Here is a 23,006-nt window from a genome sequence, read left to right on the forward strand (position 1 = left end):
TAACGCTACTATATAATTCAAGGCGACCTAGGCTAGCCATTACGTACGTCTTTCTTCTCCGTTCATTATCAATACAGTCAAGCGCTTCCAACAGATTGATATGTGCCCCGAAGTTGACTAAAAACAATGATTACTGGGAAGAACGTTCTTCTGACGGGTGGGGCCGGCTCGGTGGGTCGGGCGCTTATCCCCAAATTACTGGATCAAAACCCGAATGTTCTCCGAGTTTTCGATAACAACGAACCCGGCCTCGCCAAAATCAAATCGGCAGGTAGTGATGATCGATGTCGGTATCTTACGGGCGACGTTAGAGACAAAGATCGGTTATCACGAGCAATGGAAGAGATAGACATCGTCGTGCATACAGCGGCGATGAAACACGTGGACATCTGCGAGTACAACCCGTTTGAGGCGGTGAAAACGAATACACTCGGATTGCAGAATATCGTCGATACGGCTATTGATGCGGGTGCTGAGCGTGTGGTTTTTACGAGCAGCGATAAGGCTGTCAATCCGGCGAACACGATGGGAACGACGAAACTTCTGGGGGAGAAACTCATCACAGCAGGGAACAACCACCGTGGCGATCGAGATTTGCGACTAGCGTCCGTTCGCTTTGGCAATATCATCAATTCCTCCCAGTCGGTTATTCCGATCTTTACGGAGCAGATTCGCGAGGGCGGTCCTGTCACACTCACCGACGAACAAATGACGCGGTTTTTCCTGACGTACGACGATGTCTTCGATCTCGTCACACAGGCTATTGAGAAAACGGCGGGTGGCGAGGTATTCGTATATAAGATGCCAGCGATCAAAATCGAGGACCTCGCGAAAGCAATGATCGAAACGCTGGCGCCGCAATTCGGCCATGATGCGGCAGAAATCGGGATCGAAGTAATCGGCCGCCGCCCTGGAGAGACGTTTCACGAGGAGATCATGACGAATCGTGAGGCACGAAGAGCGTACGAAAACGAGACACTGTACGCTATCGCGCCAGAGATGACTGAGTTTCAGGCCGTTGATGGCGTTGCGGAGTTCAAAGAAACCTCCGAGATCGTACTGTCATCAGAACACGCTCCGAAACTCTCGAAAAACGAAATAGTGACGCTGTTAGAGGAAAATGACGTTCTTGGCATGACCAGTGAGACGGCAAGCACTTCGGGGCGTAGCGCTGGCGCGTCATCGGAAGAGCAAAGACTCAGCTTTGACGAATCGAGCACGCTTTAGATTAGAATGACCAAGGAAATCGTCGTTACTGGTGCAGCAGGGTTTATCGGTCGATGGGTCACCAACGAATTACTTGCCCGCGGGCACCGCGTATATGGACTAGATGACTTCTCGAACGGCTCGTATCGCAACATCAAGGAACTCAATGAGTCAGAGCGATTTACGATCGCTGAAGGTGATATCTGCGATGAGGACGCTGTCGATGAACTCTTTAACGAAGGTGTCGACGCCTGTATTCACCTCGCTGCGGAGATCGACGTTCAGGAGAGCCTCGAGGACCCGCAATCTCACTTCGACTCGAACGTCGTCGGCACGCAAAACGTCTTGGAGGCTTGCCGTCGGACGGATACGCGCCTCGGACTCGTCGGCACGTGTATGGTCTACGACATGGCTGGTTCCGAGGAGGGCATCAGCGAAGAACATCCCGTTAAACCTGCATCACCCTACGCCGGTTCGAAGCTCGCGGCAGAGAACCTCGCGGAGAGCTACTACCACGGCTACGACCTCCCCGTTGTTATCCTCCGACCGTTCAACACGTACGGCCCCTTCCAGAAGACCGGAATGGCCGGCGGTGTCGTCTCAATTTTCACGAACCGCGATAACCAGGGCGAACCGCTGAAGATTTTCGGCGACGGAACCCAGAGCCGGGACCTCCTGTACGCGACAGACTGTGCACGATTCATCGTCGAAGGTACGTTCTGTGACGAAGCAGTTGGCGAGGTCTTGAACGCCGGGACCGGATCAGACATCTCGATCAACGAGCTAGCCGAACTAATTTCGACCGACGGAACGGAAATCACACACGTCGAACACCACCACCCACAGAGCGAGGTGCAGACGCTCCGCTGTGATCCGAGTAAGGCCGAAGCCATGCTCGACTGGGAGCCAGAAGTGAGCCTCGAAGAAGGCGTCGACCGGCTTCGAACGTGGCTACGGGAAGAGGGTGCTGAACAGGCGTAGTATGACGGACCGAACGCCAGCACTGTACGGCGGTAAGCCAGTTCGTGAATCAGTCCTCGGCTACGGCAGCCAGAGCATAACCGATCACGAGAAACAGGCCGTTCTCGAGGCACTCGAGGGAGATTACATCACTCGCGGTCCCACTGTCGAGGAATTCGAAACTCGCGTTGCGGATTTCGTCGGTGTCGACCACGCGATTGCGACGACCTCTGGAACGACGGCGTTGCACCTCGCTGGCGACGCTGCCGGGTTCTCGGCTGGCGACGAGGTGATCACTACGCCACTGACGTTCGCATCGACGGCGCACGCAGCGACGTACAACGATGCGACGCCAGTGTTCGCAGATATTGATCCGTATCGCCGAACGCTTGATCCGGAGGCGGTCCGCGAGCAGGTAACTGACGATACTGTGGGACTCGTTCCGATGCACTACGCTGGCCACCCTGCTGATATCGATGGGCTGCTCGAGGTTGCCGACGAGCACGACTTGACGGTCATCTGGGACGCCTGTCACGCCTTCGGTGGAACCTGGCGTGGCGAAGGAATCGGTGCCCAACGCGACATGGCCGTGTTTAGCTTCCATCCAGTGAAGAACGTCACGACCGGAGAGGGTGGCATGGTCGTAACCGATGATGACAACCTGGCTCGTCGACTTCGCCGACTTCGGTCGTTCGACATGAATTACGACCCGGCTGGGCACGAAGACGAGCCCTGGTACCAGGTGACCGAGAGCGTTGGCTACAACTACAACGTCACTGATCTGCAGGCTGCACTTGGATTGGCGCAGTTGGATCGACTCAGCGAGTTCAAAGAGCGACGCGACGAGATTATCGACCGCTACAACGAGGCATTTTCTGGTATCGAGGGGATTCGAACGCCACCAGTACCGGAGGAGTCGGGTCCGATGTGTCATCTATACGCAGTCGAAATTGGTGAGGACTTTGGGTGCGATCGTCAGGAGTTCGTCCAGGCGATGCACGCGGAGAACATTGGTGTGCAAGTTCACTACGTTCCGCTTCACTACCATCCGTACTTCCAGACGGAATTCGGATACAGTCGGGGCGAGTTCCCGAAGACGGAACAAGTGTACGACGGGCTAGTGAGTCTTCCACTTCATGCTGAGATGAACGGGGGGGACGTCGGAGACGTTATTACGGCGGTGACTGCGCTTCGATCACACCACCGGGAGTAGGTGTCTTTATTTTGCTCCCGCGTTGGAGTTGGACCATGGAACCGTTCACTATCGGCAATCGAAAAATTGGCCCAGACGAGCCAACGTACGTCATCGCGGAAGCCGGATCGAATCACAACGGTGACCTCGAGATTGCAAAAGAATTGATCGACGTTGCAGCTGATGCTGGTGCCGATGCAGTAAAATTTCAGACATTTCGGGCCGAGGATCTCTATGTTGAAGATAGCGGTGACGTAGAATACCTCGAGGATGAACGGTCTATCTACGAAATTATCGAGTCGATGGAAATGCCTTATGAGTGGATACCTATATTATATGACTATTGCAACCAACGTGGGATTGATTTTATGTCGACGCCATTTGACGAACGATCAGCCTCAGAACTGGAGGAATACGTATCCGCGTGGAAAGTCGCTTCGTATACGAGCAGCCACATCCCGTTTCTCGAATATCTGGCCGATACCGAGATGCCGATAATTATGTCGACAGGGGCTCATAGCCTTGAAGAAGTCTCCGAGTCAGTTTCGGTACTTCGATCGGCTGGTGTCTCTGATCTCGTATTACTACAGTGTGTGGCAGCGTATCCGACGCCGCTATCGGAGATCAATCTACGTGTTATTGAAACACTATCGAATGAATTTGAGATAATTTCTGGTCTGTCTGATCACACGCTTGATCCAACTATCGCACCCAGTGCTGCAGTCGCTCTCGGTGCCTGTGTCGTAGAAAAACACTTTACGCTGGACAAGTCCATGGATGGGCCTGACCACGAGTTCGCCTTGGAACCTGCCGAACTCCAGGATATGATTACCACTATTCGCGCAACAGAGACTGCACTCGGCTCTTCTGAGAAGCGTGTCCTTGAGGTCGAAAACGAACTTTACGAGAAGGCTCGGCGTGCGGTCCACGCCGTTTCTGATATTAGCGCAGGAGAGAGAATATCTGAGGAAAATGTCAAGATATTACGGTCTGGAAGTCAAGAAGGTGGCTTACCTCCAAAATTCTATAAAGAAATCACCGGGAAAATTGCGGCCCGACCTATTAACAGTGGTAAAGGCATTGAGTGGGACGATATCGATGTTTAAGTAGTGTATTGTAACTTCACCCAGTCCCCATTTTCTGCTTGTTTCTCAAATCCGCATCGGCTGAATAATTGCATTGACTGTGTATTCTCATTAGAAACGTTCGCCGTTAACGGGGTATGATCGTCGAACCGATCACAAAGCCATCTAAGTGCACTCGTTGCCACACCGTATCCTTGTGCGGAATGTTCTCCGATGAAAATCCCGACTTCATCTTCCGAATTTAAACTAATACTTCCGACTCGTCGGCCTTCATAGTGTATAATAAAATCATATCGATTCTCATCTCTACTCTGAAACCAATTCAGGTGCTCTTCCCACGATAGTGGCCCATCTTGCTTACGAAAATGCTCGTAAATCTCTGGAAAAGACCTCCATGCCAGTAGTAGTTCGAGATCGTTTCTATCTATTGACGAGATTCTCATTTCTGCCCTATCTTCCATGAGATTCTCACAAGCATCACAACCGACCTTCTTCTCTTGCTTCCCACCGTTGTCTGTGCGATGCCTGAGTTTCTGATGACAAAATCCACAGTATGCCATAGCCATAGAACTGGGCGAGTCGATAATACCATTGATGGTTTACGACGAATACCTGTTAGTTAAGCAATCCACTACCCGGTGTGTTCCTTTTCCATCAACGAGATTTCTTCCTAAACTCCGTCGATTCCACCTTAGATCTTTTTTCTGGATGTAGGTCTCTACTGCCTCTCGGAGTCTCGCTACATCACATTCTGGTTGGAGGACAGTCGCTGCGTCGCGCTTGAGAAGTTCCGCTGCGATTAGTTGTTGGTTGTCGACTACGGGAAGACTGATTATTGGCGTTCCAAGGGCCAGCATTTCGTACGTTGTAGTGCTTGCTGTACAAACTGCAAAGTCTGATTCGAAAATCCGTCGAGCGATATCGTCGGGCTCACGAATTGGATACACATCTGCAGAAACAGTTTCAGCGATCCGTCGAATATGGCGCTCTTGTCTCTCAGAAAAACCCGGCCCAATGATTGCGTCTACTCGGAGGCTGGTTCCATCAAAGCCTTCTAGTATTTTTGGTGTCATTTCAGTTGGGTCGCTTCCACCCATTGTAATGATGGTTCGTTCAGGCTGTTCTCGCCACGGTGGTTCCTCAACTGCTTTACTCGCTATAGATTCACGGAGCAAGAGATAGTCGGCACCAAGACACCAAACGGGTTCATTACCCAAAACCTCGTACTCGAGCTCAGTCCCGTATATATTTCCGTTAATCACGACGTCTGCGCAGACAGGGTGACGTGTATCGTCTGAAACGAGAACAACTGATACTTTATCACGGATGGTTCGTTGATAGTCTTTGCCCGCCCTGTAGGAATCAATCAAGACTACGTCGGTTTGGTCAGGGAGAACCTGAGTAAACGACCTGGGTTTATCTCTCGATTTGAGTTCGATGATTTCGACCGATGAGGGGGTTACTGAGGCAACATTTCTGGGAGTCGTCGTTGCATAGGTTACTTGATGCCCACGCCTCAGCAATTCTTCCGCTACTGCACTGGTACGAAAAAGATGTCCAAAACCAATCTCTGCATTTCCGTCTGCCCGGATCGTAATCCTCATCATATTTCTTTTTGATTTACATGTTTATTGACATCCATTAAATCCTGCTCATCTACATAACGAACTGCATCCTGGATTGGGAGGATTTCATCGTATGCTACATTATCGTATACTTGACGAAGAACTTCGTAATCTGGTCCTTCATCGAGGGTCAATCGGAGATCCGTTCGATTATGCATCCATTCCTGATTGAAGACTTCGTCAGATGTGACGTTCTCGAGTCTAAATTGGTCTTGGTTCTCGTGGTAGTAAGGCGTGACATGTTCTCGATGGTGCTGCTCAGTTGCATCGATTTGAATTTTCTCAAAACTGTTCTTTGTGAAGGCCTCTACGTCCAATCCTCTCGGAAAAGTACGTTTGAGAACATTTGTTGCATAGTCACTTCCCGTCTCTACCAGTCTGGTGGTTACAGCATCAATAGTCCGGGGATCAATGAGTGGACAATCGCCAGTAATTCGAACGACAATATCTGGGTCGTGCTGCTCTACGATTTGCACAAATCGACTCAGAACGTCTGATTCTGATCCTCGAAGAACATCAGCATCGCATAGTGGGGCAGATCGATATATGACTTCGTCCTGTGGTTCTGTCGACGTTGCAACGACCACATTTGTGACTTGCTCCGCAGCCTGTACTCGCCTGGTAACGTGACCGATTGCTGGCTCTCCGTTCAAAGGATACATCACTTTTCCAGGAAGACGACTTGATCCGACTCGAGCCTGAATTGTAGCGGTTACCTTTTTCATTGGTTGTGATTTGGCTTCTTTATCCTTACACTTATTGGTCCTATGGAGGTCAAGAGTGTTTTTAGGTGGGTTTACTTTGTGAGAATAGGCAGTATTACTCTGAATCTCCAATTCAACACCAACCAAGTTTTGCTCCACAACCTTTGAATTTCATCATTGTAGGCTCATGTGTTTTCACCTACCAATATGCCAAGTATGCCGATAGTCAAAAGAGTAATAATGCTATGAAAAAACCTCAAAATAGAGTATTATGAGCCCAGACTATCGTTTCCTTGTTTTAACCACTTGGCCGAAAGGTGGCACGGGGAATGTTGGAGATAAACTCATCACAGAGAGTGCGAAAGACTTTCTCCAGCATGAACTCGGGGAGATTGAATTCGAACAAATATTTCGTGGTAAAGATCTCACTGATCGCCTCGATTACGTGAATTCGTTTGATACTGTGTTGCTTCCTGGATTTGCAGTTCGAGAGCCTATCTCGAGTACCTATGCTATTGCGGAGGTTTTCGACAAGGTATCTGTCCCGGCCGTGCCACTCGGATCGGGATGGAAAAGTTATCCAGGTGATCGTCTTGATGCAGAAATGACCGAATATAACAGCGATACGAAGGACTTTCTCTCAAAAGTTAGTTCGGGCGTATCATTACTTTCTACTCGAGATTACATGACTGACCGGGCGTTCCGTGAAAATGGCGTTGCTAACACAGTCATGACTGGCGATTGTGCTTGGTACGATACTGACTACCTTGGTGAGCCGATGCATCGCCCCAAGTCGATCGATAGTGTGGTACTTACTACCCCACATTCGGGCCATTACGAATCGCAGGCGATTGACGTTGCTGATATGCTTTTTGAAGTATTCCCATCTGCAGATGTTACCTGTACATTGCACAGTAAGCCAACCTCACATGAACAGCGTATCGCGGATCACTGCCAACGTCGTGGCGGTAAGGTGGTGAACGCTGCTAACAACATTTCAGCAATTGATTTTTACAAAGAGTCGGATCTACACGTCGGGTACCGCGTCCACGGTCACGTCGCTCATCTCCGTAAACGGCGTCCATCTATTCTCATCTCAGAGGATGGTCGCGGTGTTGGATTCTCGAACTCACTCGGTCATACCTGTTTCCAGGCATTTAGCCGTCGCGTTGCACATGGCGCGTTTTCCTCAAATAGCGCGTTCTACCGGGTCTCATCGCTATTCGATAAGCACCTAGAAACTCATAATAAGAATTTGGTATCCAATCTCCGTCATTATATCGACGAAGAATACCGGTCTGATTTCAGACGTATTTCGACTATTGCACCAATTATTGATGAAACCTACGAGAAGATTCAAGATGTAATTCGAAACGAGATACCAGCAAAACGGACTATATAATGTCTCGTATATGTATGCCCGCCGAAACGTGGTTGCAAGCCTTCGCCGTCTGGTGGAACTCACTTAATTAAATACGATAACCGTCAATGACCGCACTAAACTCTCGATGGAAAGACGCAACTCGATGAGGTACGGAACAATACAATGTCACTGAACGAAAACCTCAGAAAGCACTAACTCGTAGAAGAGGTTGACTTTTGGCCATTAATCTCTACAAATTCACAATTATCGCAAGTAGCATTATACAATGTATATACATTTTCCTCGTTGCTTGTATTAAGGGATCCATGATATACGTACGATTCAATATTTGAGACAAAATTATCGATAGCTCTATTTGTGATAGTGTCCTTCCTAAGGATATCTTCAACTGCATTGCTTATTTGATCACGAGTTTTAACGTGATGACAACCGGGTGCATCACGGTACCAAGCACTTCCGAATGTGATTGCTGGTGTACCACGAACGAGGGCTTCCCAACCTGCTGTCCCAGTAACGGTGGCGACACCCATAGCGTTGTCAATTAGTTCAAATGGTTCTGAATTGAGAGAAATTAGTTCCACACTAGAAATAGTGTTCAAATCTTCGTAATAGTGGGATTGTCGTCCTTGCTCACCTTTTAACCTCGAACTGAACTGCGATGGGTGCTCCTTGACGTAAACGGATATTCCATCTGGCAAGGATCCGGCAAGCAGTTCAACAGCGAGATATTGGTGGACATACTGCCCACCTTCGGGAGAGGTAGTCCTTTCAGGCTGATAATGGAGAGGAAAATAAATGTATTTAGTTGAATAATCTGGTTCTATTGTATACTTTTGGTACTGAAGGCGCAACCTTCGCCTGTAGTATCTTGCCCTAACACGGTAGAGTTCCCATTCCCAAAATCTCACCCGAGATTTTTCGATAGGCTTCCCCGATTTTTTAATATATGCCTTCGGCTTCTCACGCAACAAGAGTGGCAATTTCAACAACTTATTTATGGCTTTTTCGATTTCTAGTCCGTAGGTGATTAATCTACTCAAATCCGTTCGTCTTGCGTCTTCCTGCATATACTCAGGTTCTGCTTGCGAATACTTCCCTCGTAATTTCTGCACGTGTTCCTCAAGGTCGGGGGAGAGTTTGGAATCATCAATATCAGTTTTCTCGAATTGCGTGGGACTTTCGTGAATCCCTTTTCGGACACAAAAACGATCTGGAAGACTAGTGTGGGTGAAAATCACTGTTTCTATATCACGTTGCTCACAGATTGCATAGAGCAAATAATCATAGATGGAATGTGGTGCAGCTCCAAAGATGACAACATCTGGACTGATATTATCAACTACATGAATCCAGTAAGAGAGTTGCCGGTGATAATGCCTTACACGATCAGAATGCGTAAAATCACCTCCTGTAACATTACCAGCATCCATCCGATCCATCATCTTTAGAACGATCGACTCATACTCCTGAAATCGGTTTAAAACTTCAGAATCGAGCAATGAGTGAAATGAACTGTGATCGTATTCGTCGGGAAATCGTCCCTGTATAGCGTCGATAGAATCGTGTACAGTTGTATTTCTGAATCTTTCGCTGATATCGTCCTTTAAATCGTGACTTATCCAGTATCTTGGCCGCAATCCGTGTTTTCTGTATAACTTTTCTGCGACAGCTGGCCAATCATTGGAAGGAGTAGTTGAGTAGATAACGTCAATAGTCATACAGATATTAATTGATTTTCAAACATTATTACTCTTTTGCCACGGACGAATCGGGATATTCAAATATCTCGAAGTTTCTTCTCCACTATTAAGAGTATTGGAATCCGTACTATTGTTTCCTTATTACACTGGTGAATAAAACCCTCAAATGGCACTAGTTCTCAATAACAGACCGCCTATACACCGTCCCTTCGTCGGCCAACCGTTCGATCACAGTACAAGCTTGCTCAGTTGCTCCAGGCGTAAAGTAGTATTCACGATCAAATGAAACCTTCCTGTGCCCGAGCAATGAGGCAAGGTCGTTTGCCGATGATACAAGATTAGCTGTATCCTCGTCAACCAATGGCTGTAATACTGACGATCCCGGACATTCGTAGACGAACGTCTCAAGTCCGAATGCTAATCCCTCGTAAACAGCTGTCGAACCGACACCGATCTGTGCACTTGACTCCGCAAACAGTTGGTAGAGCTGCCGATCCGAATCATCGACAATTTCGAAGTCGGCTTCTAGAAGCCATGGGTATTCCGCTTCCCACCGGTTGTATTCGCCGGGATGAAGTTTGTACACGATCTCGTGATTAATGTCTGGATGTCGTTCGGCCTCCATGGCAAACTTGGAGAGCTGCCTGCCGATCGTCCCCTGGGAGATGAAAAGCAACTGTTCCTTCGATTTGACGTCTTTGTACTCGCCGATTGACTGCTCGAGATAGGGATAGCCGACGGAAATCACACGCTCATCAGGAATTGGAAACTTCACAGCATCTTTCCAGAAATCACCGAATGTAAGAAGATAATCGGGAAAGGTCTCCTTCGTCCGTGGATCAGGATACGAGTAGCCGAAATGATGTTCGTAGATGACGCCGTGTTGGAGTTCAACAACTGGAATACCTAGATTATCACAGGCTTCGACTAGTGTTTCGCGGATGTAGGAAACAATCATCACCACTAGTTCCGGGTCAACTCGTTTGAGGAAGTACTCGTAAAAGGGAAGCGTCGTTCGCCGAACGTGGAGTTGTTCTTTGGCCCTTGAGAGGAGGTCTACATCAGTATCAAACTCTCTGCGTATCGCCTGTTGAGCGTCTTTGAGCTTACGTCGTTTTATGGCTGGAATAGTCGGCTCATTCACGCCTAGCATTTGCTGAATCGTCCCCGCATACTGTGCGAGATCGAGATATCGAAGGTTCGATGTCTTTGCAGGGGTGTGGTGCTCCAGTCGGTGTGGCGACTCTACATGAAGGTAGCTTTGACCGCAGGCCTCGTGGATAGGGTCGCAGTAGATGTCCCACCAGTAGCCGTCTTCACGCTTCTTTCGTCGATGGTGGCCAACGTAAAGGATGTCGTGTTTGCCCCCGAAATACGGATTCTTGATCACGAGATTCCGAAGGAAGAGCCAGAATCCACGAGTGTAGTCTCGCCAGTTCTTTTCGATTCCGGTGTGGGCCTGGCCCATTCCATTTTGCTTCTGGATTTCTCTGAACGCCCGAAATCGGATCCGTTCCCAGATCGCAACGTCGTCGATCCGGAGGTCGAAGAGGGAGTGGTTGAGTTCGAAGTCTTCGAAGGTGGAGGGGTCTACCTGCATTTGTATATCAAAATCTGATTAGTTGCTTATTCGTCTGGACAATCTTATAAAGAACGGTTCCATCTGCTGCCAGCGGTATTCTGGAATTACTCTATGATGAACGGACAAGCGGATCGTACCAATCCTGGTTAGCACGATCCCACTCGATAAATTTCGAAATACCCTGTCGAATATCCACACTCGATTCGTAGCCGAGCAGGTCGTTAGCCTTCGCGATATCTGCGTGGGTATGCTCTGCGTCACCCTCTCGAGGCTCCCCAAACTCGATTTCGAGAGTCGGATCGATTTCGTTGCGGATGGCCTCTGCGAGGGTGAGGCCGTCGATGTTGTCCGTTGAGCCGACGTTCAGGATCTCGCCGTCGGCACTGTCGTCGGTGAGTAGCTGTTCGTTGACGCCGACGACGTCGTCGATATAGGTGAAACCGCGCGTCTTTGAGCCGTCGCCGTAGATCACCGAGGATTCGCCGTGGAGACACCGTGAGACGAAATTTGTCATCGCCATGTTCGGGCGCATTCGGGGCCCGTAGACGGTGAAATATCGGAATGAGACCGTTGGCAGGCTGTAGATTTCGTTGTAGACCCGTGCATACTGCTCGGTCGCGAGTTTGGAGACGCCGTAGGGCGACACTGGATACGTCGGATGATTCTCGTCGTAGGGGAGATACTCCGGTTTGCCGTAGACAGAGGAGGGGGAGGCGACGACGCGCTCGAGGTCGTGGGCGCGAGCGGTTCGAGCAGATTGATCGTCCCGTCGACGTTGAAGGCGTTGACCTTCGCCGGCTCCTCGACGCTCTTTCGGACGCCGGCCTGGGCCGCCTAGTGGTAGACCACGTCGGCGTCGGCGACGAGGTCGTCGAGGAGGGACTGGTCGGTGATCGAGCCCTCGACGAACTCGTAGTTCGAATCAGCGTTTTCGGCCGCTGCCTTCGCCGCGTCGATATTGTGCTCCTTGATCCCGAGGTCGTAGTAGGGCTCGAGATTGTCGAGGACTTGAGACGGGCCGAGCGTGGCTGCCGCCTTTCGAGCTATCGGTCTTGGTGTTGCGTTGGGGAATTGCGGTTGTGTCCTGGAACGAAAGGGTAATGGAACGCGATACTCACTATCGGTGCAATGGCTGCGGCAGACCGCGTCGCTGTATACGAGGCTACAACCCAGTTCCTTGAGGAACAACCTAAGGGCGAAGATGCACTCAAGGCCGTCCTTGAGGTAGATTCGCAACTCGAAACGTGGACCTTCGATGATATTGACCTCGATTCGGGTACATTCGGTGAGTTGGTCTCTAGAGGGATTGTCGAGAAGGTAGATGAGGAGTATCGGATCACCGATCGTACGGCCATCAAGGCCGTGGTGGCGGGCAAGGATGTCGTCGCGGATTCGTCGTCCAAGAAGTCGTGGCAGTCTTTGCTTGAGTTCGATCTGGGTATCTGGGGTGACCGACGGGCGCTCGGCGGACTGGTCGGCGCACTGTTGTTGGTCTTCACGATGCGAATTACTCAGTACAGAGCGGTGTTCCGCGGCGACCACGTCGTCTCGCCGGGAAACGACCCGTACTACTATCGGTACTGGATGGAGGCATTACTGGCCGAGTCCTCAAGGCCGACAGATATTGGGCTACTTTCGGAGATGCCAGAAAGTGCAAACACTATGCGCCCGCTAACCCACGCGCTGAACTGGTGGTTCGCAACGCTGTTAGGGGGCGACCAGTGGGCCGCCGACATAGTCGCAACTTGGCTCCCTATCGTTGCGACGCTCGCACTAGGTATCGTCATCTACGCGCTAGCAATAGTAGTGACGAGGGATATCCGCATTGGACTCGCTTCGGTCATACTTTTCGGTGTTGCACCCGTTCATGTCGTCTATACGCAGGTGGGCTTTCTCGAGCACCGACTACATCAATACTTTTGGCTTGGCGTGACGCTGCTGGTGTTGGCGTGGCTTGCGGTCGATCTACGTCAGCGATTCGAGTCTGAGAATCAGCGGGCAGCTGTTCGAGAACACCTCTTGTCGCCCGTGACGTGGATTTTTGCGGTTATATTAGGTCTCGCGCTCGGGATTTCGGTCCACCTCTGGGGTGGGTCACCATTGATGTTTGTTCCCTTAGCGGTGTACATTGGACTGCGAGCGATTCTTGATGCTCGCGAGGGCATTCCACCAATGCTGGCGAATTTTCCGTTAGTGGTCGGTCTCGCGTTAAGTAGCACACTCTCGGCTTGGGTCCACATCAACTGGGGCTGGCGAGAGCCATTCGTTGCCTACACGCCTGGGATGGTGCTCGTAGTGACTGTCCCCGTTCTTCTCTTAGGGGAACTCTGGCAACGATTTCAATGGCACAATAGTAGACTGGTGGCGGTTGAGGTCGGCGTCGCCGGATTAGGGCTGTACGTGCTTTGGTTAGTTCGGCCAAATGATTGGACTGACATTCAAGGACGAGTCGACAGTCTGTTCTTCAGGGAGGGCGCCACTGAGACATCTTCGTTGTTCACCTTCGACTATGGGGTGATCTTTGGACCATTGACCCAGATTGGAGTGGGGTTTTATCTTGGTGTTGCAGTACTTATTTGGACTATCTGGATAGTCAATAAACGATATGAACCCGCGTGGCTGTTGCTTGCGGTCTACACGTCATACTTCATGGTGTTGGCGGGAATACAGGTTCGGTTCGCTGCGCAACTTGTTGTTTCGTTATCCTTTCTTGGCGGTGTTGGCTTCGTGTACGTTCTGTCAGCAATTGACCTCGTACGATGCCCTCTGCCGTTGCAGAGCGGTAGCAACCAATTCCAGTCAGAGGTACCCGATAGTGGGAGTGGTGAACAGTTGATTACGTTTCCCGATCGGCGAAAAGCCGCATACATTCTTGGGATCGGATTGCTTATCTGCAGCTTCAGCTTTCTCTATATTCCCGGGCTGTCCGGACAAATCTCGTATAGCGATGCAGAGTTCGACGCTGCGATGGCGATTAATGAGCACTCAGCGGAAACTGATCGCGGATATTCTGAAAATTATGTGATAAGTGAATGGGGCAATAATCGGATGTACAACTACTTCGTGAGCGGAGAATCGGAAAGCTATCGGTACGCGAGAACATATTTCAATGACTTCCGCTTTGGCGACGATCCTGACGACTACTACGACCAGTTTGGAAACCGAGTTGGATATGTTATCATGACTGATGTTGAAGGTAATTTGCCGGCAGACACTGCGCAAGTACAATTAATGGAGGAATTTGGAACAGGGAATAATACTACCAAGCCGCTAGACCACTACCGACTTTTGACCATTAATAACGAACGGACTGTTGCAGCATTCGCCTTGGTACCGGGTGCAACGATTGAAGGTGTCGGCAAAGCGAACGAGACTGTGAACGTAAGTACAGATGTGTCCGTCGACGGGGCGTCCTTCACATACGAGCGCGAAGTAACCGTTGGAGAGGGCGGCCAATTTAAGGTGACGGTACCATACCCTGGCAAGTACTCGATCGGCGACAGTACTGTTGAAATTTCTGAGGAACATGTAGAAAACGGGTTAAAGATCAAAGTTGATAGCTCTGGTGGCACTGTCTAGTTTAGCATCTCCGCTGTCGTCTATCCGTTAATGACTGGTGCAGTCGTTCTGTGTTGTAGGCGTGTACGAACTGTTCAATTAGTTTCTGAAGCTCGCTCGACGTAATCGAACCGAACGCTCAGTTTCAATTGAGGGAGGGCAGTCAAATAGCTGCGGCCATCGACGAGAATCACCGTCTCGGAGAGATCGTGTTTCTCGGTCAATCGGTGCAGAAACGCAGTGCCTGGATCGGTACTCGTTGTCCGAAGACTGCGACATCAAGATTCAACCGAGAATCTTGAAGCGGAATACCGATTGAACAAAGGCGGACGGCGAACACCTTATCGATTGTCGCTGCCGCTCACATTCTCAACAGTCATCAAATTCTGCTACGTAAACTTGCTGAGCAAGTTTGCGATCCTCGTTCCCAGTCCATTCCACGGACTGCTCGTCCTTAGAACCGCTTAACCAGATACTGCCTGATCTTAATCATGTCCACATTCTATTTGACATCTCTACCACTGAAACAGACAGAATCTCTCAGGGGGTAATAAACGAGAGAAATCGGCGCTTTGAACAGGAACGACATCTTTGAACTATTTACAAGGAGAATTGCATTGAGAAGCTATTCGCACGATATATGGTTACTTAGCAGATACATTCCTAATTACCGTGATGATATGGATAATACTGAACTAAATAAGTTACTTTCTTGGACTGAAACTAATATCTATGGAACGACCGGGCGTGTGAAGATATCAATAGATCGAATGCTATGAACCGGTCGCTTTCGTTTGCTATTAGTGCTGTATTTAGTGCCAGGATTTTTATTATTGTCGTTGGTGCACTTATCACTCCCCTACTAACACGATTGTTAGGTCCATCATCATATGGCCAATATGCTACAATACTTTCGATATTTCTATTGGTAAAAATACTTATGGTGTCTGGAATCCGAAGCGGAACAAAGAAATATTTGTCAGAGGAACGCTCGATACCAAACTGGAAAAATCATGTTTTATCCACCTATCTGCACATATCAATAATATTTGGCAGTTTGTTTGCCTTTGGATTAGCAACTCTATCTGCAAGTGGAATTATCGCCATTACATTTGGTGAATCTTACATTTTATTATTCTACTTGCTTTCAATCCTTGCGTTAATCACCCAATTCCGAAACTTGTTAGTCAGTGCGCTTATGGGTCTACAACTTGAAAAATATTCGGAGCCAATCAAAATATTTGAGAAAGCAACATTCGGGATCGTAGCCATTACCCTAACGGCAATTGGATTTGGCGTACCTGGGGTGATTATAGGTCATATCATTTCAGTTGGGCTTGCCTTATTAATCTGTTCAGTAATTGTCCACAACCAAATTGATTTGTCAAAAATCACGGATCCCATTCCGAAGGAGTTTCCGAAACGAGAGCTATGGAAATTCAACTATAGTTCTGTGCTTTTTGCCTTCCTACTATATTCGCTCTATCATGTTGATGTAATTTTGTTGCAGATATTTACAGGTGAGGAAACTGTAGGATATTACAAGGCTGCACTTGTTATTGTTGAATTGCTCTGGGTAATACCTCGTTCGATTCAATCAGTATTGATTCAGTCTGTCTCCGAATATTGGAGATTGGGTTCCATCTATAAAATCAACGAATTATCATCTAAAATAACAAAATATGTGTCCTTAATCACTATATTGTTAGCTGTCGGACTAATGGTACTCGCTGAGGCGTTTATGCCGTTTTATTTCGGTGATAGTTACTCCCCAGCGACAACACCACTTCTGATACTATTGCCTGGAACAATTTGTTTCGCAGTCATCAGACCATCTCTTGCTATTACTCATGCAAAAGGTGATATGAGACTATTGATCACTGGAACAGGTATTGCTGCTGGAATCAATATAATATTAAATATGCTATTAATTCCGCCCTATGGAATGGTAGGTGCCGCTGTTGCTACAACTCTGGGTTACAGCTCGTTATTGATAACCCAATTGCTCTCTGCACGATCCATTGGGTATAATCCGTTTTCTGGTACACAACCGGTCCGTGTAATTATCACAGGAATTCTAACTGGAATTGTACTATTTGTTGTTCAGTATAATATAACAAGCCCAATACACAAGCTCATAATAATTCCCCCCTTAGGTGGGGTCCTGTTCACACTGATCGCTATAGGATTGGGCATAATAACATGGGAGAAAATCCGTACTACCTGGACTATGATTTTCACAGATTAGTTTGGTGGGTGAGGATATTATAGAACAGTTTTCAAGGAATAGAGTGAGCACTGAGGTGAAAACCGTATAGTTAGGCCAGTTTTAGGAATAAGTGGGTTGTGAAGTTAATTTGAAATCACGCTCACTGATCGACTCAGTGAATGCTATGTGGCAGGATTTGATGGATGTTAGCAGCGCCAACGGACAACAACGCCCGTCACGGTATTTTATTCGCCATTCGCCTCCACGCAATGGTTGTTCGCTTTGAAAGACTTCGGTAGTTTGGCGTTGAACAGTCTCACCGGGCTATCTACATTGGTTGGCTACTAGCATTCCAGCAGTCTCCGTTGCGCAAGAACTGAACAACTTGATTGTCTGGCTCAACTCAGCTTCGATTATCAACCGTCCAGATATACGGTTGATCCCTCCATTATTGATCTTGAACACGTCATTGACGGAGTCTTCGACAATCTCGTTGACCAAGCCACTTGCTGCGGCCTGCTCAACTTGACCTACTGCATTGATTTGACTGACGTAGGAACGATGCCCGTTAATCAAGATTCGTAGAAATGCTACAACCAACTGCTGAAGAGTACTACGGCTGTACGGCCGTAGCAATAGGACAAACCCCTATTGTAGGAAAGTCTACCGAAAGCAAATAAGCCTGAAAAGACGGCGATGCGCGTCGCCCGTAACGCATTCACCGTCAGTAACCGAAGTGGATTGTCAGTGACAGCGCGTACGATACACTCGATCGATATGGCCACCTGATGGACGTGTTCGATATCGAATAGAGGGTCGGAATCCCAGAATTTGAGGTTCCATTTTTACGAACGTAAATTGGAACCGTGGGTACGCCTAATCAACGAGAAGACGGTTTCGCCCGTTCAGTATAGGGTATCCACGGATGCTCATCCGAGCGTTGTGTGCTCTATCAAGTGAAGAGTAGACCCGGCGCTTGATCAGTGGGGCGCATGCCACCGGTAGGAGTCCATCTCAAACCGGTTTTCTGTCGTAGTCTTGGCAGCGGCCAGTGACCTTAGGTCCAATCTTCACATCGTGTTTCTTCATCGTTGTACAGTGAACATCGAAGACGTACAGCGTTTTCACGTCAACTTGAGCGAGTGCACAATTGCGAGCGTGAGTCGTGTAATGGCGAGACGGCTGATATCGGTTGAACCCTGTTGAGTCGACAGAACGTTGCCAATACGTTTAGCAACGAACCAGCCGAGAAACGCATAGTAAGTCTCCATAGCGATGTTTTTGAACCTGTCACGAAGCACGGTAAAGTGAGAGGGCTGCGTGAGGTCAATATCATTGGGATGTCTGGCATTTTCCTAGGAGATTAATCGCCGGGTGTAGGACTTTTTAAGTTTAGTTCAAAGCACTTGCAACGTGAGCATCGCCCATTCATTGAACTCGCCGATCCTGATGGGGATGACGGCACTGTCTAGATAGGGGAAACCGCAAGACCTGGAGAGGGTGAAGACGTAATGACACCCCTGACACCACCATATAGTCTCTGACACAAGTGGGACTCGACCGACGAGCAGCGGACATTCGACAACTTCAGTACACTTCTCACAATGAGTGAATATCTACCCTTCAGCAGGAGAGCCTCGACAGTCGGTGAAGCGTCGGTCTACGCCAGAAGCGCTTAACTAGACAATGCCGGGATGACGGATTAATAAGATTCTCGACAAGTTCTATAGCTTACCACTAGGCCTTCCAGCGGTAGCTCTCCCTGGCGAACAATCTGGTTCGCAAGAGCGAAGAAGGTATTTATGAGACGTGTTTAGTCAAGATATCCCATATCTCGAAGTTGATCCTTCATTTGTTCCGTGAATTCTGCCTTTACAGAAGATTCAAATTTGTCAGTAGGGAGTCGTTCATCAAGTGCTTTTTCGAGTTCATCTCTTTTTCCTGGAAATTCGCTAGAGAGATCGGTTGTTTCATCTGGCAAGCGGAATAATTCCTCTCGGTCAGTGCTTTTCTGATATTTCCATTCTTTTGACCGAAGACAAGCAACCCCAGTTCGATGGAATCTTCTATCATCTATTTGGCTATTTATCTTCTTCAAATTATCGATATCCTCGGGCCGCGGACCACGTTCAGCTATTACGAAATCCCTCTTCTGACTATTCAAATCAAACCCTTGAAATTGGGTTGTATCTACACCAATTGTATTGAGGATCGTCTGCATGACATCCATATGTTGCATAAGTGCATCGTCAGAAACAGTCTCCAAGTCTAACCCATAGACTACCATAGGGACATGAAGTAGTTTATCATGCAAAATAAGATTATGTCCAAACACACCTTTTTCACCAAAGAGTTCACCGTGGTCGCCGGTAATAACTATAATAGTATTTTTTTGAGACCGGACGTAATTGAAAATCTTTCCAATGAAATAATCGTCATATCGAATTTCAGCCTCATACGCTGCCAATACAGCCCTTCGTTGATTAGCATTCAGTGTAGAGTTATTAGCTATCAAATCCATGATACCATCACTAAATTTATTGGAATGTTTTCTCACCTCAGAGATCGTTATATCATTGTCAGATATCGTATGTCTCAATACTGCATTGGGGGGTCGATACGGATGGTGTGAGTTATTAATATGGACATAGCCAAAATATGGCATTTCAGACTCTGTGCAGGATTTGATCCAGTCCCTTAGTCCAATGAATTGATGCCACTCTCTGAAACTATCTCCATGAGTTGGAATATCTGTCCTCAGCCCTATACCATTATATCTCACATTCTTTATATACTGGTAGAATGCTTTCATACCTCTTAAAGAAAATAGATCCGTTTCAGAAGTCGTATCACATTGGTCAAATCCACGATCAAGGCCTGTGGCGGAGCTTACATATGTATTGCCCCCAAAGAGAGCTGTTTGATAGCCTTGGCCATCTAGTAGTTGGGGGACAGTAGACAAATCCCGTGGGACTTTAGTTATATTTTTCCCAGATTTGTAACCGACACCATGGCTTGAAGGATATGTTCCTGTGAGAATTGATGTTGTAGAAGCAGGAGTCCAATGAGCATGAGCGTAGCAGTTGCTAAAGTATCTTCCCTCATCTGTGGAAGCTATTCGCTTAATATTCGGAGTTGGTGTATCGTTCGACTGCCCCAAGGATGTGTAGTCAGCACGGACACTCTCAAGAGATATCCAGAGAACATTAGGTTTAGCCATATATAGGTTTCTGCATTTTGAGTTGATAAAGCCATTGGTAGAACCTCTTATCATTATCTTTGATGTTCGTGGCGCTCGTATCGAAATCGGAGCTCTTAGCAGTGGAGTGAAGCGTGTAGCCGCTGTGCAGAATCAGCGAGAAATACAGCGTCTTTGATGTCGGTTTCTCGGAAAGTCCGGCAAGAAAGTTCGAAGTGACAGCGATATTTCGCGGCGGAAAGAACCGGGAGTGAAGGAATTCGTTAGTTTTGGGATTGACGGAAGTGAACAGCCAGTAACGCAGGTCAGTGAGTTAGATCACCGATTCGCTAACGGCGACTTGATTCGGTGACGTGCCGTCTGTAGGCTGTAAGTCTGCTACTGGACCCGGTTGTGAATAGAGATCGAACCCGTTTGACACCGGATCTCTCGAGTATACAAGAGTACATGAAAATGATAACCCGTGCAAATGCAGGTGGATACTAAGGTGCATCAACTCACGTGGTATCGCTTTTTGTTCCACAAACCCTGACTAAATTTCTGTAACAGATCCGCCGAGGCGGTCAAGTTCGGGCATATCCATCACGAATTCCACTGCCGCTCCTTCAATCTTAAATCTGAACAACGCCCGCCTCGCCCATCAACAGTATTATTAGCTACCGTTCCGATTTTCCAGCGAAGCAAAAACCTCCAGACTTTATGCTTGACACAGGGTGCATTATTAAGCATTTGGGGATATGAGGTATAAAATCCATGGAAATTAATATAAATAAGAGATATGTATTAGAAGTACGCAGTTATATATTATTTATCACTGTTCTTTCAATGATGTATATGTTATTTGCCGCAAGGATCCTTGCCCATGTTGGCTATTCCGCTGAGTACGATCTATTGAGGGCGTTCGAATTATTTATTATCTCAATTTTCTTTTTAATGTCTTTAAATGGGTATAACCAAAAGCCATCCTCGTCAGTAATCAATATGCTTTCTGTATTCTTGTTTATTCCTACACTAATATTATATACATTTAATGGAGGGCCTAGAATATATATACACGCTGTCTCTATTGGCTTTATTTTAACTATTTTAATGATAAGAGCGCTCCCTCGGGGTCAACTTTGTTTAATTCCAGTACCTAAAAGTGGATTTTGGATATCTATTTTGGTATTTAGCATTGTTGTCTATTCTACATTGTACGTGTCAAACGGAATTCCTTCGATTACTGCCATTAATCCATATTCTGTATACGAAGTCCGTGGGTCTACAACCTTCCTTCATCCTTTATTCTTATATCTCACTCTATGGCAGGCAAATATTCTAAATCCATTTTTAATCGGAAAATCCATTTTAAATCGCAATTATATACTGTTTCTATTCTCCGTCTTTGCCCAAATAGTGTTGTATCTGTATATGGCGCACAAATCTTTTGTGATGGCAATTGTACTTCTAGTTCTTATCCTTTATCTGCTGGAGCGTAATCGGCTCTTTTTAGGATTGCTCCGCGGGATCTCAGTTGGAGTGCTTCTTTCTTGGTTAGCATGGATTGTGTCCGGCCTTGTTATCTTCCCTTCAATCTTAATTGGACGACTGTTCTTTACCCAACCTCGTAATCAGTTTTATTATTACGAATATTTTATTCATCGAGAAAAGTCTTGGTTTTCGAATTCAAAGATTGGTTTTTTATTTGAGGATACTTATAATACACCAGTCCCAGAACTTGTTGGAAGTGAATATACCGATTCATTCGCGAATGCCGCTTATTTTGGCGACGCGTACGCACAAATGGGGCTTCTAGGAATCCTTCTGATCTCCATTGCTTTGGGTCTGCTTCTTTATATTTCTGATCTTTTAATCATTGAAGAAAATTCTCTATCAGTGGCTATTATTGTTACGGGAATGTTCAATTTGGTCAACACAGGCCTTACAACGTCTATATTAACAATGGGAATTGCTTTTTCGTTTCTATTAGCCACTGGATATCAGCTTTCTTATCATAATGAATATATTGATTAGTAATGGATGTGGTCGTTGTGGATATAGTAGCGGCCGAAAGGTTTAATCTATGTCTGACGTTTGTCCGGCTGCCCACCATGAGTTCTGGAAGCGGTCACCTGTATTTTGAGGATATGAAATCACATTTCGGTCAAGATTCGCTCGACGTTTCGAACCGACCGATCAATTTTCCTCGGGGAGTGCTGTCAGATAGCTGTAGCCATTGATGGAAACATTGTCTTGGAGAGATCGTATTTCTCGGTCAATTGGTGCAGAAACGTAGCGGTTCGGTTTCTGCCGTTTGAGCCGTGAGTCTAGGTCTAAGTAATGAAGGCCCTAGATCATTCGCCGTTGATCTTGACAGCATTCTCATCAATGGCGACCCGCGACGGCTTCGCTGTTGGCGGGTCTGGAACGCTATCAGCCAGCCAATGTATCCAGTGACAGATTGCTTGATGAGAGAGTTCTACGCCGAGCAAGGAATAATCATTTGTGGCTGTGGAAGCGAACACCCTGTCGCATACGCTCCCAAACTTCATCAACTTCCGTCGCGTAGCACTCGCTGAACAGGTCTGGGAGTTACATTCCAAACTAACTCCACGACCTGCCC

The 23,006-nt window shown here is 47.6% G+C and carries 14 protein-coding genes and 3 pseudogenes; 8 read left to right on the forward strand and 9 right to left on the reverse strand.

Annotated elements, in window-relative coordinates:
• The first annotated feature begins 126 nt into the window (after positions 1–126).
• Genes NGM15_RS15525 through NGM15_RS15540 form a run of 4 tightly spaced genes read left to right on the forward strand, consistent with a single transcriptional unit; the run spans position 127 to position 4,464 of the window.
• The gene (locus NGM15_RS15525) at positions 127–1,227 is read left to right on the forward strand and encodes an SDR family NAD(P)-dependent oxidoreductase (RefSeq protein WP_253432878.1); all 1,101 of its coding nucleotides are present in this window, start codon (positions 127–129) and stop codon (positions 1,225–1,227) included.
• A gap of 6 nt (positions 1,228–1,233) precedes the next feature.
• Positions 1,234–2,187, forward strand: a complete 954-nt coding sequence (locus tag NGM15_RS15530; RefSeq protein ID WP_253432881.1) for a dTDP-glucose 4,6-dehydratase — start codon at positions 1,234–1,236, stop codon at positions 2,185–2,187.
• Between the two features lies 1 nt (position 2,188).
• A complete protein-coding gene (locus NGM15_RS15535; protein ID WP_253432884.1) occupies positions 2,189–3,379 on the forward strand; it encodes a DegT/DnrJ/EryC1/StrS family aminotransferase in 1,191 nt (396 codons plus the stop codon).
• 35 nt (positions 3,380–3,414) lie between these two features.
• The gene (locus NGM15_RS15540) at positions 3,415–4,464 is read left to right on the forward strand and encodes an N-acetylneuraminate synthase family protein (protein WP_253432886.1); all 1,050 of its coding nucleotides are present in this window, start codon (positions 3,415–3,417) and stop codon (positions 4,462–4,464) included.
• Here NGM15_RS15540 and NGM15_RS18960 read toward each other — a convergent pair.
• Genes NGM15_RS18960 through NGM15_RS15550 form a run of 3 tightly spaced genes read right to left on the reverse strand, consistent with a single transcriptional unit; the run spans position 4,461 to position 6,931 of the window.
• A complete protein-coding gene (locus NGM15_RS18960) occupies positions 4,461–5,009 on the reverse strand; it encodes a GNAT family N-acetyltransferase (protein WP_425494454.1) in 549 nt (182 codons plus the stop codon). The genes NGM15_RS15540 and NGM15_RS18960 overlap by 4 nt on opposite strands.
• Before the next feature lie 33 nt (positions 5,010–5,042).
• Positions 5,043–6,050, reverse strand: coding sequence for a PseG/SpsG family protein (locus tag NGM15_RS15545; protein ID WP_253432888.1), 1,008 nt, complete (start codon positions 6,048–6,050; stop codon positions 5,043–5,045).
• Positions 6,047–6,931 (reverse strand): cytidylyltransferase domain-containing protein, encoded by an 885-nt coding sequence (locus tag NGM15_RS15550; RefSeq protein ID WP_253432890.1) that lies wholly within the window; start codon positions 6,929–6,931, stop codon positions 6,047–6,049. The genes NGM15_RS15545 and NGM15_RS15550 overlap by 4 nt, the downstream gene beginning before the upstream one ends.
• Before the next feature lie 112 nt (positions 6,932–7,043).
• Here NGM15_RS15550 and NGM15_RS15555 point away from each other — a divergent pair, with 112 nt between their 5' ends.
• The gene (locus NGM15_RS15555) at positions 7,044–8,174 is read left to right on the forward strand and encodes a polysaccharide pyruvyl transferase family protein (protein ID WP_253432892.1); all 1,131 of its coding nucleotides are present in this window, start codon (positions 7,044–7,046) and stop codon (positions 8,172–8,174) included.
• Between the two features lie 173 nt (positions 8,175–8,347).
• Here the strand turns inward: NGM15_RS15555 and NGM15_RS15560 are convergent, their stop codons facing one another.
• The 3 genes and pseudogenes from NGM15_RS15560 to NGM15_RS15570 form a co-directional block, all read right to left on the reverse strand.
• The gene (locus NGM15_RS15560) at positions 8,348–9,874 is read right to left on the reverse strand and encodes a capsular polysaccharide export protein, LipB/KpsS family (RefSeq protein WP_253432895.1); all 1,527 of its coding nucleotides are present in this window, start codon (positions 9,872–9,874) and stop codon (positions 8,348–8,350) included.
• A gap of 154 nt (positions 9,875–10,028) precedes the next feature.
• Positions 10,029–11,456 (reverse strand): hypothetical protein, encoded by a 1,428-nt coding sequence (locus NGM15_RS15565; protein ID WP_253432897.1) that lies wholly within the window; start codon positions 11,454–11,456, stop codon positions 10,029–10,031.
• A gap of 91 nt (positions 11,457–11,547) precedes the next feature.
• Positions 11,548–12,485, reverse strand: a pseudogene (locus NGM15_RS15570) (GDP-mannose 4,6-dehydratase).
• A gap of 81 nt (positions 12,486–12,566) precedes the next feature.
• Between NGM15_RS15570 and NGM15_RS15575 the strand changes: the two are divergent.
• Positions 12,567–15,017 carry an MFS transporter gene (locus NGM15_RS15575; RefSeq protein WP_253432900.1) on the forward strand — a complete coding sequence of 817 codons (2,451 nt, stop codon included), beginning with the start codon at positions 12,567–12,569 and terminating at the stop codon, positions 15,015–15,017.
• A gap of 1 nt (position 15,018) precedes the next feature.
• Here the strand turns inward: NGM15_RS15575 and NGM15_RS15580 are convergent.
• Positions 15,019–15,294: pseudogene (locus NGM15_RS15580) on the reverse strand (IS6 family transposase); the annotation flags it as partial.
• Between the two features lie 477 nt (positions 15,295–15,771).
• On the opposite strand from NGM15_RS15580, the gene NGM15_RS15585 reads away from it, so the two are divergent.
• Positions 15,772–17,244: a flippase gene (locus tag NGM15_RS15585; RefSeq protein WP_253432903.1), complete on the forward strand. Its 1,473-nt coding sequence runs from the start codon at positions 15,772–15,774 to the stop codon at positions 17,242–17,244.
• A gap of 1,774 nt (positions 17,245–19,018) precedes the next feature.
• On the opposite strand, the gene NGM15_RS15595 is transcribed toward NGM15_RS15585, so the two are convergent.
• Positions 19,019–20,425, reverse strand: a complete 1,407-nt coding sequence (locus tag NGM15_RS15595; protein ID WP_253432906.1) for a sulfatase — start codon at positions 20,423–20,425, stop codon at positions 19,019–19,021.
• A gap of 1,389 nt (positions 20,426–21,814) precedes the next feature.
• On the opposite strand from NGM15_RS15595, the gene NGM15_RS15600 reads away from it, so the two are divergent.
• On the forward strand, positions 21,815–22,417 hold the full coding sequence (locus NGM15_RS15600; protein ID WP_253432909.1) for a hypothetical protein: 603 nt from the start codon (positions 21,815–21,817) through the stop codon (positions 22,415–22,417).
• Between the two features lie 177 nt (positions 22,418–22,594).
• Here the strand turns inward: NGM15_RS15600 and NGM15_RS15605 are convergent.
• Positions 22,595–22,966: pseudogene (locus NGM15_RS15605) on the reverse strand (transposase domain-containing protein); the annotation flags it as partial.
• Positions 22,967–23,006: the final 40 nt, after the last annotated feature.

Origin of the sequence: Natronosalvus halobius (assembly GCF_024138145.1) — an archaeon.
In the GTDB taxonomy this organism is placed as follows: domain Archaea; phylum Halobacteriota; class Halobacteria; order Halobacteriales; family Natrialbaceae; genus Natronosalvus; species Natronosalvus halobius.